The 16,376-nt window shown below is 57.7% G+C and carries 13 protein-coding genes; all 13 read right to left on the minus strand.

What is annotated here, in order from left to right; all coding sequences use genetic code 11:
* Window positions 1-10 precede the first annotated feature (10 nt).
* Window positions 11-979 carry a carbohydrate ABC transporter permease gene (locus QRX40_RS07735; RefSeq protein ID WP_045923981.1) on the minus strand — a complete coding sequence of 323 codons (969 nt, stop codon included), beginning with the start codon at window positions 977-979 and terminating at the stop codon, window positions 11-13.
* Window positions 976-1,938 (minus strand): sugar ABC transporter permease, encoded by a 963-nt coding sequence (locus tag QRX40_RS07740; RefSeq protein ID WP_313837475.1) that lies wholly within the window; start codon window positions 1,936-1,938, stop codon window positions 976-978. The genes QRX40_RS07735 and QRX40_RS07740 overlap by 4 nt, the downstream gene beginning before the upstream one ends.
* A gap of 64 nt (window positions 1,939-2,002) precedes the next feature.
* A complete protein-coding gene (locus QRX40_RS07745; protein WP_313837476.1) occupies window positions 2,003-3,328 on the minus strand; it encodes an extracellular solute-binding protein in 1,326 nt (441 codons plus the stop codon).
* Window positions 3,329-3,451: 123 nt separating this feature from the next.
* On the minus strand, window positions 3,452-5,446 hold the full coding sequence (locus tag QRX40_RS07750; RefSeq protein ID WP_313837477.1) for a family 43 glycosylhydrolase: 1,995 nt from the start codon (window positions 5,444-5,446) through the stop codon (window positions 3,452-3,454).
* Window positions 5,447-5,652: 206 nt separating this feature from the next.
* A complete protein-coding gene (locus QRX40_RS07755) occupies window positions 5,653-6,450 on the minus strand; it encodes an HNH endonuclease family protein (RefSeq protein WP_313837478.1) in 798 nt (265 codons plus the stop codon).
* Between the two features lie 54 nt (window positions 6,451-6,504).
* A complete protein-coding gene (locus QRX40_RS07760) occupies window positions 6,505-7,353 on the minus strand; it encodes an aldo/keto reductase (protein WP_313837479.1) in 849 nt (282 codons plus the stop codon).
* Between the two features lie 129 nt (window positions 7,354-7,482).
* Window positions 7,483-8,985, minus strand: a complete 1,503-nt coding sequence (locus tag QRX40_RS07765; protein WP_313837480.1) for a class C sortase — start codon at window positions 8,983-8,985, stop codon at window positions 7,483-7,485.
* Window positions 8,986-9,143: 158 nt separating this feature from the next.
* Complete coding sequence (locus QRX40_RS07770) at window positions 9,144-9,971, minus strand: hypothetical protein (protein ID WP_101431975.1); 828 nt, start codon at window positions 9,969-9,971, stop codon at window positions 9,144-9,146.
* 190 nt (window positions 9,972-10,161) lie between these two features.
* Window positions 10,162-10,692 carry an LPXTG cell wall anchor domain-containing protein gene (locus QRX40_RS07775; protein ID WP_313837482.1) on the minus strand — a complete coding sequence of 177 codons (531 nt, stop codon included), beginning with the start codon at window positions 10,690-10,692 and terminating at the stop codon, window positions 10,162-10,164.
* A complete protein-coding gene (locus QRX40_RS07780) occupies window positions 10,667-12,178 on the minus strand; it encodes a hypothetical protein (protein WP_313837484.1) in 1,512 nt (503 codons plus the stop codon). Before QRX40_RS07780 ends, QRX40_RS07775 begins: the two co-directional genes overlap by 26 nt.
* Before the next feature lie 243 nt (window positions 12,179-12,421).
* Window positions 12,422-13,936 carry an L-arabinose isomerase gene (araA, locus tag QRX40_RS07785; RefSeq protein ID WP_313837486.1) on the minus strand — a complete coding sequence of 505 codons (1,515 nt, stop codon included), beginning with the start codon at window positions 13,934-13,936 and terminating at the stop codon, window positions 12,422-12,424.
* 31 nt (window positions 13,937-13,967) lie between these two features.
* A complete protein-coding gene (locus QRX40_RS07790) occupies window positions 13,968-14,660 on the minus strand; it encodes an L-ribulose-5-phosphate 4-epimerase (protein ID WP_045923976.1) in 693 nt (230 codons plus the stop codon).
* Between the two features lie 65 nt (window positions 14,661-14,725).
* Window positions 14,726-16,339: a xylulokinase gene (locus QRX40_RS07795; RefSeq protein WP_396184537.1), complete on the minus strand. Its 1,614-nt coding sequence runs from the start codon at window positions 16,337-16,339 to the stop codon at window positions 14,726-14,728.
* Window positions 16,340-16,376 lie beyond the last annotated feature (37 nt).

Genomic DNA, 16,376 nt, shown 5'->3' on the forward strand with positions numbered 1-16,376 from the left:
CGTGTTTCTGCTATTCCTTGACAGCACCAGCAGCCAAGCCGGATTGCCAGTATTTCTGCAGCAGCAGGAAGGCGACGATGATGGGAATGATGGTGACCAGGCTGCCCGTCACCACCAGGTTCTGAATGGCATGGGCACCAGCTGTCGATGCCTGATCCTTCCAATTGTTGAGCCCGATTGTCAGCGGATACCAATTGGAATCCTTGAGCATGATCAAGGGCAGGAAGTAATTGTTCCAAGTGGCCACAATAGTGAAAAGCGCCGTGGTTACGATGCCAGGGGCCAGCAGAGGCAGACTGACCTGCCAGAAAGTACGGAACTCCCCGGCCCCGTCGACTCGGGCAGCCTCCAGCAGCTCAGTAGGCACCGCCTGGTCGGAAAAGATCCACATCAGGTATAGCCCAAAGGGCGAGATCAGACTGGGAATGATCATGGCCCAAGGCGTATCGGTCAGTCCGATCTTGGCAAAGAGGAGGAACTGAGGCACAGCCAGAGCAATACCCGGCACGCTGATGGCTCCGATGACTACAGCAAAGACCAGGCGACGGCCAGGAAAACGGAACTTGGCCAGGGCATATCCACCCAGCACAGCCAGCAAGGTGGCGCCACCGGCTCCCACAACCACGTAAAGCAGGGTGTTGAGCAGCCAACGCCCGAAGATCCCGCCCTCATAGGTGAACACTTCACGCAGGTTGTCCCAGAGGGCGAACTTGTGCCCAAAGGCCAAGCCGAAGGTGCCAATGAAGTCCGACTGGGTCTTTGTGGCATTGATGACCAGCCAGATCAGGGGAAACAGGCAATAGAGCGCGAAGATTCCCGCAACCAGGGTCAACAGCCAGCTGCGCCGCGGATTGTCCGGATTGGAGAATCCCGTTCGAGCTGCCCTTCGACGTTCCGCGCGCTCATCACGTGCGACGCGTCGAGCACGCATACGCTCAGCCTTGGCCCCGTCGACAGTCCTCGAATCAACCGTGCTCATTGCATCTGCTCCTTCATTCCCCTGAGCTGGACGGCGTAGGCAGCGACCATGGTAATGATGGCCATGACGATGGCCAAGGCCGCCGCGTAATTGCTCTGACCGCCCATGAAGCTCAGGTTGTAGGCATACATATTGGGGGTGTAATAGGTGGTGATCGCATTGCCTGGAACCATGGTCTGCAACACCGAGGGCTCATTGAAGAGCTGGAAACTGCCGATGATGCTGAAGATGACCGTGATGACCAGGGAGCTCTTGAGTTCAGGAACCTTGATGCTGCGCACGATCTGCCACTCCGAGGCCCCGTCGATGGCCGCTGCCTCATAGAGCGAGTGCGGCACAGTCGACAGCGAGGAATAGAAAATCAGCATGTTGTAGCCCGTGAACTCCCAGGTATTGATGTTGCCGATGGCGGCCAGAAGCACGCTGGGCTGCAGAACATCGATATGCGTGCCCAGCCATTGATTCAAGGAACCCACCATTCCGTACTTGGTGCCGTAGATGAACCCCCACATCAGAGCCGCCACCACAGCAGGCACCGCATAGGGCAAGAAGGTGGTGATTCTAAAGAAGCGCGTGCCGTGCAGCTTGAGCGAGTCCAGGGCCAGCGCCATCAATGCCGCCAGAAGGAGCATGATGGGCACCTGAACCACAGTGAAGAGCGCCACACGGCCAACTGATGACCAGAACTGCCCGTCCTTGATCAGCCTGGCGTAATTGGCCAGACCCACAAAGACGTTCCCTCCGATCATGCGCTTCTCATACAGACTCAGGTAGATGGCATAGAGCACCGGCAGGACGAAAACGAATACGAAGACCAGGACAAAGGGCCCCATGAACTTCCATCCACGCCAGTCGGGCCTGTGAGGCCGCTCCCCAGTGCGACTCCCACCGGTTCCGCCAGGGCCTTGAGCCCGCGCGGGGGCCGGAACCCGCACAGTCGAACCTTCGACTTCACTCATGATGCCTCTCCTTCTTTCCTGTCGCTGCCCGGAGACGGCCATGGTCAGCCGCCTCCATAATCACTCACTTATTGACCTGATACCCCTGCTGGTTGCCGTGATCCACCAGCTTCTGCTGATAGTCCTCAAAAGCCTTCTCCAGTGTGGTCTGCTTCATGTAGGCCTTGCCGATGGAATCTCCATAGGTCGACTGGGCGAAGGGGTTGTAGGGCAGATACTGGAACTTGGAGACCTTGAGGTTGGCTGCCTCGGTCAGAACCTTGTTGACTTCCTGACCTCCGAAGTACTCGTTCTTCTTGCTGGTGAATTCAGTCGAGCTCAGGATGCGTTTCAGCGAGGGGAAGCTGCCCTGGTCGGCCATGACCTGAGCTCCCTTGCCGTGCGTCAGGTATTCTGCGAACTTCCAGGCGGCCGCCTTGTTTTTGGCTTTCTTGGGCACAACAAGAGCCGAACCGCCGTCCTCTGCGGACACGCTGTCTCCCTCTTTCCACTGAGGCAGAGGCGCGACCCTCCAGTTGCCCTTCTGGTCGGGTGCACCGGACTCCAAATTGGTGGGCATCCAGGCACCGATGGTCAGCGAGGCCACCGACCCATCGTTAAGCGCCCTGTTCCAGTCATCGGACCAGTTGGCGGTCTTGGTATCGAGCAGGTCTTCGTCGATCAGCTTCTGCTGAAAGTCGATATACCGCTTCATGCCGGCATCCTTGGTCATGTTGATGGTGATCTTGTCACCATCGACCTTCCATGGGTGGGCCCCAGCCTGCCAAGCCTGTGCGGTGAATGGCTGATAGGCGTTTTTGTCGCCGGCGTTGTTGGTGATGTAAGAACCCACAGCTCGGATCTTCTTGGCATCCTGATAGTACTCATCCCAGGTCTTTGGGGGATCGGGAATACCAGCCTTGTCGAAGACCGCCTTGTTGTAGAAGAAAACCTCGGGACCGGCATCAATAGGCAGAGCGTAGGGCTTGCCATCGTACTGGACCTTGTTCCAGGGCCCTGGGGCGAAGTCGTCAGCAAACTTGTCGGCCCCATAATCCGACAGGTTTTCCAGGTTGTCTTCAATCGCGAACTGCTGGACGGTAGGATCCTCCAGCATGGTGACATCGGGGATGCCCTTGCCTGCAGCGACTGCGTTGGACAAGGCCACTTGGGTGTCACCGGCAGTGCCCGTGTTGTTGTACTTCACAGTGATGCCGGGGTTGGCCTTTTCAAAAGCAGCAATGGTCTCCTTGATACCATTGCCCCAGCCCCAAAAGACTATGCGCCCAGAGGCCTTGCTGGTGTCCGCTGGCTTCGATGTTGATCCAGACCCGCTGCTTCCACAGGCAGCGAACGAGGCCAAGGCGACCATGGTGACGCCCATGGTCAGGATTTTCCTTGCAGAATTCATGATGAACCTTTCGATGTTTGTAAAAACCACGTCCTTGATAAGGTTTTGACGCCCTGCTCCTTCCAATCGTTGGTACAACTGTGTACCAACGTGTTTCTCAGTATAATCCATAGCCTTGGATTGTCAATTCCGCTCAATGAGACGCCGCCGACCGTAGACGGCCACGACCATGAACAGAATGCCCGCCAACAGGCAGCTCGCTACGAAAATTGGAGTGCGGCCGATAGCGATGCCCGTTGCAGCCAAAGTGGAGGATAGACCGCCGCCGCCAGCTGCAGGACGGACGGGTAGGGATTGGTCTGAATTCACAGAACCGGACGCGGAACCTCCAGTGCCTGCCGGCGTACCATTTCCGTCGTGATCGACCACGTCATTGGTCTCATCCCCCTTTTCAGGCACACCTGTCAGGGACACGTCATCCACATGCAGGGTCTGGCCCAAACTGCCGGAGGCTTCAATAGTGATTTTGGTATGCCCGCCGGGCAGTTCGACCAGCAAGGAGGCTTGCTTCCAGTCTGTGCCGGTAGAGGCAGCCAGGTTAATCTCCGAGGTCTTCCCGCCGGATTTAATCGCTATCCTGGCCTGATCCATGCCTTTGGGGTTCGCATAGGAGAGTTTCAAAAGGAAACGGCCGGCGTGCAGGGGAACATGACCTGGTTCATCCAAATCCTGGACAATGGAGGCGCTCCGGGATCGTCCAGGGGCGAATCGCAGATCATAGTCGCCCACTCGCCCATAAGCATCGGCTACATTGTTCACGGCATCTGGATTGACCCGCCGCCATCCGGCGATATCGGCAATCACGTTGCCGTCCTTGTCCCGATACCCCTGTTCACCCACCGAAACCCTGTCCGCTTCGAAGGAACCGTTGAGCACATAGTCATTGGCATCGTCAACCGACCAAAGGCCGGTATCGGCATCCAGCTTCCACCGACTCATGGAATTGAAGCGAGGCGTGCCGGAATCATCAAAACTGAGCGGATTCCACTGGTTGTATCCAAGCCCATTACCCGCAAAGTCAGCCCATCGATCGCCGCAGTGAATGACGGTCTCTGCTCGGCTGCCGTGCAAGGTGTAGTAAAAACCGGTCTGAGTGATGTGGCCGAAATCCGCTCGGCTGCCATCCATGATCACCGTCTGATTGACGGGCTGATAGGGACCAAACAGATGATCTGCTACCTGAAAATGAATTCGGGATGCATCCCACCCGAATAGATCGGAACCAGCCAGATAATACCGGCCAGCATGCTTGAAGAGCGCATTGCCTTCACGCCCGAAGCCCTGGTAGAGCTTGGTAGGTTCAAGCAAATCCACCTTACCCCCCTTGGCCCCTATTCTGGCCGCCCAGACACTGCCACGGCCACGGCCATAGGAATAAATCAGATAACCTGTGCCGTCCTCATCCTGGAAGACACTCTGGTCACCGGTATTGCTGGTGCCCAGCCCGTAATCTCGCATGTCAATACGCCTCTGGGCTTTGAACGGTCCAGCAGGCGAATCGGCTGTAGCGATCATCACCTTTTTGTCGAAATTGCGACCCGTTGCATCCGTAGGCATTTCATGCTGGATAAGCATGGCATAGGTGTACAACTCAGGGACATAAGCAACTCCCATTCTGCACACCCAACCCGCACGACGACCGCCAAAGTCACTGGCGAATGCATCAGCCTGCGCCCTGTCCAACGCCACGCCTTGATACTGCCAATCGGTCAGATTCGCGGATTTGTAGACATCCACAGAGATGAAATCATTGCCAGTGAGCGCATGTGTTGGGTCCTGGCGATAAGCTTCGGCCTGGGAAAAGTGAACACCGTACCAAAAATGAGAGACCTTCCCCGTCGCAGGATCCGGGAAATCGAAAATCCCTCCGCCCTGCATATACATTGGATGACCGTCAGCGTCATCCCAAAAACGGTCATTGACGATCAGCCCACTTCCGCCTGCAGAATCGGACTTTTGCCCTGCTCCTTGAGCAGCAACCGCCTTTGGCGCTCCAAAGGACAAGCCCAAAATCATCGCTAGAGCGATAAGAAGAACGGCCAATCTGTGCCTTGCCAGCGTATGATCCCGAATACGGTTTCCGGTTCCGGGTATATCCGAGCCAATATTCTCATTCATAGTCAACCTCTCTGTTGCTGATAGTTGCGGTCATAGACACTGATCAAATCGAAATCTATGCAGTTGATACAACTGTGTATCAAACAGTAATAATACTAACACAACCTAAACGATCCAACTCAGTGCAGAGAGTCGGACTATAGAGCTCCTATGCGAATAAGCACTTACCTAGCATTCAATTCTGCCTATCCTCCAAAAACCGACGATCAGCGATCCTGCGGGAGAGGCTGGCCCGGGCAGGTGTGCAGAACGGCCAGCATGGCCTGTTTTTCCGAGCTGGTGACACTCAGGGAGTATTTGTCCTTGACTGCAATCTGACGGGCCACATAGGAGCACTGATAATCCTTGTTTTCGGGCAGCCAGTAGTCGGCCGAGGCGCTCCCCTTGGCCTGGTTGGCCGGGCCGTCCACGGCGAGAAGATTGTAGGGGTCGTTGCCAAACCGATAGCGGCGGGCCGTGTCCCACTTGCTGGCTCCTGACCGCCAGGCATTCTCCAGAGCGACCACATGGTCGATCTGCACGGCCGAGCTGGTTTTCGGCCCTCTGACGAATTCGATGGTTCGCCCGGTATAGGGATCCTGCAGACGACCCCTGGCCACTTTGCACCCGCCGGGAGTAGTGGTACGCAGGTCAGTCAGGTCGCGGGTCAACACATCCTCGCGCACATTGCAGCCGTTGCCGTCCTCATCGGTCTCCTTGAAGCCGAAGGACTCACGCCGGTACTGGCGGCCAGGGCGGGAATGATCGTCCACTGTCAGACCCTGCAGGGTCTGGGCCGCATCGCCGGTTGCCGTATATCGGCCGGTCAGCCGTCCGACTCCACTGTTGACCCTTGGCAATATCAGGCCGATGGTGATGCCTAGGACCACAGCCACCACCAGAAGAATCAGCACCCGTTCCGTGAGCGATTCGCGACGGAAGCGGGCCGGTGCGGGAGTGCGCCAGACAGAACCATACCGGCTGCGGCCTCGATACCGATATCTTCTGCGTCTCGGGCCGCTCATCTACCGCCGATACCTCCTATGTCGACTGCTTGCATGAATCATCCATCATAGCGGTCAGGCGTAGGCGTAGGTCATCGGGTCGTGTCCTGCACGCACCGGGGAGTCCATGGCATCGATGGCGGCATGCTCCTCAGGGGTCAGGCTGAAGCCGAACAGGTCCAGGTTCTCCGCCTGCCTTTCCCGGTGGACGGACTTGGGGATGATGATGGTCCCGTTCTCGATGTGCCAGCGCAGCACCACCTGGGCCGGCGTGACCCCGTGGGCCTGGGCGATTTGCTCCAGCCTTCCGCCCCCGGCTGTCAGGTCTGCGCCACGCGCCAATGGCGAGTATGCCTGGACGGCGATGCCATGCTCCTTGCAGAAGGCCGTTACCGTGCGCTGCTGCCAGCTGGGGTGCAGCTCGATCTGATCCACGGCAGGGTACTCCCCCGTCTCCCGGTGCAGCCGTTCCAGATGCTCGGGCAGGAAGTTGCAGACCCCCAGGGTTCGCACCCGCCCCTCATCGCGCAGCCGATGGAATGCACGCCAAACCTGGTCGGCCCGCCAATCAAACGGCGTGGGCCAATGGATCATATACATATCGACATAGTCGGTGCCCAGCAGAGCCAGCTGGCGGTCGAAAGCGCGCAGAGCGCTGTCATAGCCCTGTTCGGAGTCACGCAGCTTGGTGGTCAGCCATAGGTTGGCACGCTCAGGTCCGCTCTGGCAGCCGAAGGCCTTAAGACCACGGCCCACGCCGCCTTCGTTGAGATAGCCCGCTGCTGTATCGATGTGGCGGTAACCCAGTTCCAAGGCAGAGCGAACTACTCCAGCGGTTTGATCATCGTCGATCCTGAGCACGCCCAGACCCACCTGCGGAATGCGATTGCCGTCAGACAATAGAATGTCAGGAACTGCTGTCATGGTCCACACCTTCCCAGGATGTTGCCCAGCCGTCTGCCGGGCCGTGCTCGCTCCATTTTAGAGCCAGGCAAAAGCCCGGTTACAACGGAACAGGCCTATGTGGTCAAACCTGCCCGCTCATACACCGGCTTATATTTTGCTAATGCTGAAGAAGTACAGCACGTGGGTATCGAACCAGTGGTAGCCAAGGTCGAATACGGGCAGCAGGCTGATCTTCATCATCATGCCGACCGTGCCCCAAGCGAAGAACAGGCCGAGCACAGCCAACAGCCACATGAAGGCGCTGCAGATTCGTCGGGTTTTGATCAGCCGGCGACGACGGGTGGCTTCTGAACGGGTCTCCTGCTCATGGCTGACCATGATCGTGGCCAGCGGCTCCCCCATGGTCCCCGGTCCGGTCGCTCGAGATTCCAGATGCTCCATTTGCTCCAGCTCGTGACGGCAGTTGCGCCGGCGACGTGAGAGCAGGTACCAACCCACCAGGCAGGCCAGGAACAGGGCCAGAAGTACCCAGACCATGTAAATGGGCGCCCCTTCAGGTTGGGTGGGAGGCACGTCGTCGCCAATATAGTGACCACGCACGATCAGTCTGTGGGAGTTGACGCCATAGGGATAACAGGTCAGTAGGGTCACATAGTTGGAATTCTGGACTGGCTGCAGTGCACTGACATCGGTAGGCAAGATGATCTTAATCTGGTCCACCTTGTAGCTCATATGCCGCTTGAGCACTCGTATCTGGAAGACGTCCCCCTTGCGCAGCTGCGTCAGGTTATCGAATAGCATGTAGCCGACTTCGCCGGTGTGCCCGGTGATGACGGAGTGGATGGTTCGGTTGTCTGTAGGCACGTGAGTCGTGGCAATGTGCCCAGTGCCGTCCTTAAGCACGGCATCACTGGTGCCGTGCCGCACGGGCAGCTTGACATTGATCTTGGGGATCTCCACATAGGCCATCATGCCCTTGCCATCTACATTGAGGATTTTGTAGTAGCGGCCCAGTGGTTCCTTGACTTCCTTGTACTTGAAGGGGTCCCTCAGCGTAGGTTTGCCTAATTCCTCGTCGTACTTCTTGGCATCACGCCACATGGCTCTGCGCTGCGCGGGCGAGAGTGCATCCACGATCTGATCGTAGTTGTCGACTGCGGAGGAATCCTTGGAATAGTTCACATAGGCCGCCAACAGCGGGTATAGGAAGATTGCCAGACCAATCAGGAAGGCCAAGGTCTCCAGGAGGCCGAATCCCCGCCCTGACTTGCCAGCCTTGCCACCGTTCTTGGCCTGTTTGGATGCAGTCGCAGCTGCCTGACCAACGTCGCCTTGTTGGCCTGCGTCCTGAGCATGATTGCCTGAAACGACAATTATTGGAGCCGACGTTGTAGCTTGACCTGGGACAGACACAGGAGCTGCAATAGCATCTGCATCATCCGATTTCGAAGCTCCGCGATCCTCAGGGGTTGCCGACGGCGGATAGGAAGGCGGCAGATCGGAACTAGGAGCATAGGTAGGCGGCATGTTCACTTGCTCAGCAGGCTCGTCAGACGAGGACGATTCAGTCGGAATGGACTCATAGGCAACATCACCGTTGCCGATGGCATGAACTGGGCTCATAGTAGCGGAGTCAGTATTCTGGTCCATCTATAGCCTTCCTCGTGCTGCACTTCAAATAGTCCAGTTGATAGCTTTTGACATACAAGAACCGGCGGCACCTATATGATACCGCCGGTCCTTACGCATCCTCACAGATGCCTACAATGCCTTTTGATGGCATCACACCGACATGGGCACGAAAATACCTAGTGTTCATCCCTGTTCCAGGAATGGGCGACAACCCCCAAGTAGAGGCCCATCATGGCCAAGATCATAAGCAGAATGCCAGGCGCTACCATGGATACGCCGGTAGCGGCAAGCTTGCCTGGTCCTGGTCGCACTACTGGCACGACCTGAGGCACGTCCACAAGCTTAGGGCTTATAGTCACATCATAAAGCGGATGGACTTCTCCCTGTTCGCGGTAAAGCGGCAACTGCACGACCACTGGGTCGGCTTTTACCTTTGCATTCTTGGGTGTGGCCACCAGAGTGACCAGCCAGTACGAGGCGTGGAAATAGTCACCGTCGAAAACAGCAGGACTTCCGCCTGTCAGACTGGGTACATCTGAATCGAGCTGAGCTCCTGTAAGCCAAACACCTTGCGATTTCGCTTCGGATGCGTTTGTTATGGTGCCTTCTTGATCAGAGACACCGTAGTATTCAGCGGGTTGTGTCTTGTCCTTGAAAGCATCTGGGTTGGCTGCCACCTCGTTGCTGATGGCCGCTTGTGCCTTATCAGCGCCAGGATTGTGGTCTAGTGCCTCCACCCGGCTCTTCAGAGTACCGGCATCCAGCCTCAAGGCGCGAAAGACATACCCTGCTCCAGCAGATACAGGAGCACTCGGCAGGATGTCGTTCTGACCACCTTGACCTGAATGTCCTCTCTTGAGTTGCACCGTCAGGGTCGGGTTGACCGTCTCCGCCTCTGCCGCCGGCGTCATATCGAAAGCGGTGAGACCTAAGCAGGCCAAGGCCGCGATCAGACAGGGCAGGACCCGGTGGGTGAGGCATTTCGGCAAGGCAATTCCCTTCATAAACCTTCCCTTCCAAGGCCGCCTTTCGACGACGTGGTTGCGTCAGTTCTGCTGATCCAAAAACCAGACCAGCATCCCGACATGTGCGGATCGTAGAAGTTCAACGATCCGTATGAAAATGGCGGACGATTCACGGAGGAACCGTCCGCCATCGGGTCACCTCACATGATTCTTGATGTGACCGTGATCATCAGGCCCGGGCGGCGTTATTGCGCCGATTGCGGGCATACAGGGCACCGCCCATGATCAGGGCGCCGACAACCAGCAACAGCAGGATGCCACGACCACCAGTCAGAGGCAGGGCCAGAGGCGCATCAGCGTCATTGGTCTTGTAGTGGGCCAGATACTTAGAGATTGCAACATTGTTGAACTGCATCTGACTATCAGCAGGCACTGAACCTACAGGCACGTCAAAGTGTCCGAAGCTCAGTTTCGAGTAGTCTGGCTGCAAAGTAGCGTTATTGCCATATTTCTGAACAATAGCTTCCTCAGTTAAGCCCACGTCCCCAAAAGTAACCGTTCCGAAGGGGACACCAGGGTTGCGCCAATCATCTGGAGTCTTGGTTTCGACCAACTTCCAGCTTGTATTTTGGACTGTCTTATCAGCTGCCTTTGTACCAGTTTCGAAGATAGGCAATCCCGCGAAGACAACCAAGCCTTTATCGTTGGCAGTAGCCTTGTAAATCTGAACGCCCTCAGGGGGGGGTTTGTTGCGAACCATAGAAGTTACCATCGGAACCCAGATATTTATCTGTCGAACTGTCATCCTTAACCAGACGATATTCCGTACCAGGCAAAGCTCCATACTTCGGATTCTGATGATCACTCTGCACAGAGCCAAAAGCTAGCACTGCATTGGTAACGTTTGTATGAGATGGTACAGGATCCTGTGGATCACCGTTAGTATTCCTATTATCGCTAAAGTCAGATGCTGCATCGTTAACTACACCACCGGTACCTGTAGAATCACCATCGCCGGTGACCAATGCATCATAGGTGACTTCAAGCTCCATCACTGGTGTTCCAACGGACTTCACTTTTGAAACGCCGGTTGCTGTAAAGAAGTTGAATACCCAGTAAGTTACATTAGTCGAAGGTGCATCTGCAAACATCTTCTGTGTAGGATCATTCAAACGAGCTGGATTTTTATTAGTATCTATATCCTTTGAGAAGTCAGTGGTATCGGTCAGTTCTACCGGCGCAGCATCAGAACCAATACCCCGAATGTAAGCCTTGATGGTGGATGGATCGCCCTTCAGCGAGCTAGACATACGATCGGCAAGCCTTACATCGGCGTTTTTACCCGCCAATTCCTTGATATCGAGCTTTCCATCGTTTGTAGCAGAATTACTACCATCATTGTAGATCTTCTGAGACAGCTTGTAGGTAATCGTATCACCCGCAGTTGCTGTGGTTTGATTCTTGACAGCCTTGTTGGGACCCTTCACACTTTGCACAGTCTTGGCGAACTGTTGAGAATTCATATTCTTTGGATACAGGTGCAGGTGATAGATAAAACCACGCGTCTTGTCTTGATCTGACCCATTAGTTGCATAAGGCAGACCGAAGAAAGAATTTTGCGCAGGCTTGTAATTCTTCTTGTCAAGCTTGTGTGGGTTGTCTTCGGAGAAAGCAGGAGAATGATCCTGGTCCTCAGACAGGATGTAGTAATGATTGGGGCCTGTTGGGAAAGCCGCTTTCGTACCAGTTATATTCCCAGTGGTGGAATCAATAGTTACTGACCCGTCTGAATTAGCCGAGTACCACGTGTCAATGACACCATGACCGTCAGTCACACCAGCGAATGGCGTAGTACCTTCCTTAGGGGTATAAGTAGTGTCGTTTTTTGCATCGATATCAGCCCAGCTCTTGCCTGGTAATGGCTGCACTTCAGTAACTTTAAACAGTATGCCTTTAGCAGGAGTCAGATCGTTATTTTTGTTCAGCTGATCGACATCTTTGGCTGAACCGGTAGGTGCATAGCTATCACCCAGTGACAGATACTTGGTAACCGTTAACTGAGGAACCTTGGTGGTATCCAGATCGCCTGCTACGAAGTCATCTTCAGCAGTAAATCCATAGTCAGTAGCGGCCGAAGCCTGGGTGGCTGGCAAAACGACCATGCCCGCCAGGAGCGTCGCTCCGGCAACCGCCAAGCCTAAAAGCTTAGGGAGCCTTATCCCTTCATTATCTCGTTGCATGTGCATGCACGCATTCCCTTCTTTGTTAATAGGCACAGGATGGCCAGGCACATCTTCGCCTCCCCAACCGATCACTTCCCCGACTCAGGGGGGTGGGCAATATGTCAACTTTGGGACATGCCACTGTTCCCATTGCCTAATCATCACTGTACCGACAAAGTAGGGACAACGCAAACCGACAAGCCGAATGTCAAAGGCCCCACCACGTGTGTTGTGGCAGGGCCTTGCAATCTGTCCTAAGACAGGCGATCAGTGCCGGTTGTCCAGCCGATGGTAGAGCTCGGCTGCACGCAGATCGGCCTCAAAACGGCGCGGCTCGGTGTTCTCGTCGATGACGGCGAGCTCCACGCCGGCCATCCGGGCGAAGTCCTCCCAGGCCTCGCGACCCACGGTGGTGGTCATGCAGGTATGGTGGGCCGCGCCGGCGCGCAGCCAGCACTCAGCCGAGACCTTGAGCGAGGGCCGGGGCTTCCAGAGGGCACGTGCCACAGGCAGCTTGGCCAGGGACCCGCCGGGCTCGACCACATCCACCACGTTCATAACCAGACGGAAGCGTTCGCGTACATCCGCCAGGGAGACGACCACGGCATCAGTGCAGGGAGTGGCCGTGAAGACCAGACGCACTGGGTCTTCCCTGTCGCCGATGGACAGGGGGTGGATCTCCAGGCGGGGCCGTCCCTCGGTCAGCAGAGTGGGCGAGACCTCCAGCATGTGGGCGCCCATGATCTCCTCATGGCCGGGCACGAAGTTATAGGAATAGTCCTCCATGAGGGAGCAGCCGCCTTTGAGACCGTAGCCCATGACGTTGCCGATCCGGATCAGAACCGAGGTCTTCCAGTCGCCCTCTGCCGAGAATCCGTACCCGTCGGCCATCAACCGCTGGGCTCCCACGCCGGGCAACTGACGAAGGCCCCCCAGGTCCTGGAAGTTATCCACGGCGGCGGTAGCGCCCACCTCTTCCATCATGGCCCGCATGCCGAGCTCCTCGCGGGCGGCCACCACCAGGGAGTCGTACCGGGAGTCCAGAAGTTCGGGAGCCACCTCATAGCTGCGCTTGTAGTCCTCGATCAGATCCTTGACCTGGTCGTCGGTGACAGCATTCACATGCTCCACCAGCTCGTTGACCGGCCAGGTGTTGACAGAGACGCCGAAGACCCGCTCGGCCTCGGTCTTGTCACCCTCCGTGACGGCGACGTCGCGCATGTTGTCTCCCCAGCGGCAGACCTTCATGTTGTTGGCGGCATCCCAGCCGGCGCAGGCGCGCGCCCAGACGCCGATCTTGTCGGCAACCTCGGGGTCGGTGTAATGGCCGACCACGATCTTGCGCGGGATTCCCAGCCTGGTCAGGATGTAGCCGAACTCACGGTCGCCATGGGCCGACTGGTTCAGGTTCATGAAGTCCATGTCGATGGTGTCCCAGGGGATCTCCACATGATGCTGGGTGTTCAGCTGCAGCAGCGGCTTGCGCAGCTTCTCCAGACCCCTGATCCACATCTTGGCCGGGCTGAAGGTGTGCATCCAGGCCACCACCCCGATGCAGGCCGGGTTCGACGAGGCCTCGACCATGAAGTTCAGGATGGAATCCGAATCCTTCAGGGTGGGTTTCAAGACCAGCTTGACCGGGATCCGACCCGAGTCATTGAGGGACTTGGCGATGTCCGCCGCCTGGACGCCCACCTGGCGCAGGGTCTCCTCGCCGTAAAGGTCCTGCGAACCAACGGCGAACCAAAGCTCCTTGCCCTCGAAGGGATTTTTCATGCTCATACTTCCTGCTCCTTTGCTTATGCTTTCCAGCTCAGTGCTGGCCGTAGACGTGCTGGTACCTATCGTTGAGCTTGGCTATGTCGGCCGGATCGATGGGCTTGGGCGTGCCGATCTGCTCGGCTGCCCAGACCGTGTGAGCCACCTCCTCGGTCATGGCCGCCGCCTTGACGGCAGCCTCGGCATCGGCTCCCACGGTGAAGGGCCCATGGTTGCGCATGAGCACGGCCGGGCAGCCAGGGTGATCCTTTAAAGTATCAACCACGCCCTTGCCGATGGCCTCGGAGCCAATCAGCTCAAAGGGACCCACAGGCACGGGACCGCCGAATTCATCACCCATCATGGTCAGCACGCAGGGAATGTCCCTGCCGGTGGCCGCCCAGGCGGTGGCATAGGTGGAATGGGTGTGGACCACGCCGTAGACCTCGGGCATGTGCCGGTAGATATAGGCGTGGGACAGCGTGTCCGAAGAGGGAGCCTCGGCACCGTCAACCACATTGCCATCCAGATCGGTGACCACCATGGATCCCGGGGTCAGGTGCTCATAGCGCACCCCCGAGGGCTTGATGACCATCAGATCGGCGGAGCGCAGGCGCTGCGAGACGTTGCCCGCCGTCCAGACCACCAGATTCCACCTGGTCAGCTGCGCATGCAGAGTGGCCACCTGCTCGCGTACCAGTTTCACCTCGTCGCGTACCTCGGGCGAATAATCAGCCAAGGACACCATCAGCAACTCCTTTTCCCGGCCCGATCCCGCTGATCCGGCCGCTTGACGTTTTTCGGCTCCCGGTCTCATCCCTGCAGGGGGATGGCCTTCACAGCCGCCTGCTCGATGGGCAGGCCCTTGGTGAAGCGGTCGAAGAAGGTTCTGAAGCCCTTCACATCGGCCGGATCCGGCTGCTCGGTCGTGGACTGGACACCCGCAAAGACATTGGCATCCAGGTAGTCGGCCAGGGTCTGGTCGGCATGGCCCAGATAGTCGGCCAGGACAGCCATTCCCCAGGCGCCCCCTTCCACAGCGGTGGACATGACCTTGATGGGGGCATTGAAGGCGGCAGCCAGGATCCGCTGGGCTACCTTAGGCGTGGCGAAAATGCCGCCATGCCCGACCATGGTGTCCACCCGGACATGCTCCTGGCGGGTCATCACATCCATGCCGATAGTGACCGGCGAGAAAGCCGAGAAGAGCTGGGCCCGCATGAAGTTGGCCAGGGTCATTCGTCCCTCGGGGCCGCGGGCAAAGACGGGCCGGCCCTCCTCCAGGCCAGCCAGGAACTCCCCGGAATAGAAGCAGTAGTTGATCAGCCCGCCGGCGTCCTTATCTCCCAGAAGGGCCTGGTTGAACAGGGTGGCATAGAGCGCATCCCCTTTCAGGTCCAGACCGGCGGCCTTGGCGAATTCCCCGAACAGCCCCACCCAGGCGTTCAGATCCGAGGTGAAGTTGTTGGCATGGCTCATGCCGGCAGGATCCCCAGCCGGCGTGGTGACCGGATCCACCTCGGGGTGGAAGTCACGCAGGGGATGCTCCAGGACCACCATGGCGAAGATGGATGTGCCTGCAGACACGTTGCCGGTGCGGGGACGAACCGCGTTGGTCGCCACCATGCCGGTTCCCGCGTCGCCCTCGGGCGGGGCCATGGGCACGCCGGGCTGCAGCTGGCCACTGGGATCCAACAGGGCGGCCCCTTCTGCGGTCAGTGCGCCCGCGTCGCTGCCGGCGGTCAATGGCTCAGGCAGCAGGTCGTGGATGTCCCAGGGCTGGGCCTGGACTCGGGGCAGTTGGGAGAAGATGTCCAGCAGGCCCTGGTCGAACTCCTTGCGGGAGGAGTCGATGGGGAACATGCCCGAGGCATCGCCGATGCCGATGACCTTGCGACCGGAGAGCCTCCAGTGCATGTAGCCGGCCAGGGTGGTGATGTAGGCCACCTTGGGCACATGCTCTTCGCCGTTCAGAATGGCCTGGTAGAGGTGGGCGATGGACCAGCGCTCGGGAATATTGATCCTGAAGGCCTGCGACAACTCCTCATGGGCCTGGCGGGTGTTGGTGTTGCGCCAGGTGCGAAAAGGCACCAGCAGCTGGCCATCCTTGTCGAAGGCCAGGTAGCCGTGCATCATGGCCGAGATCCCCATGGCGCCGATCTTGGTCAGCGTCACCCCGTACTGGCGACGGACATCCTCGGCCATGGCCGCATAGGCCGCCTGCAGACCCTGGTGGATCTGGTCCATGGAGTAGGTCCAGAGGCCGTCCTCCAGCCGGTTCTCCCACTCAACATCCCCGGTGGCCAGTGTCCGGTAGTCATGATCGATCAGCACAGCCTTAATGCGGGTGGAGCCGAATTCGATGCCCAGACTGGTCGCGCCCTCCTTTAATTCACTCACGATGACGCCTTGTTCGCCAACAACCATGTCTGCTCCTTTGCCTGATATGTTAACGCTCACATAG

Source organism: Bifidobacterium sp. H6bp9, assembly GCF_032193695.1.
Lineage (GTDB): Bacteria > Actinomycetota > Actinomycetes > Actinomycetales > Bifidobacteriaceae > Bombiscardovia > Bombiscardovia kimbladii.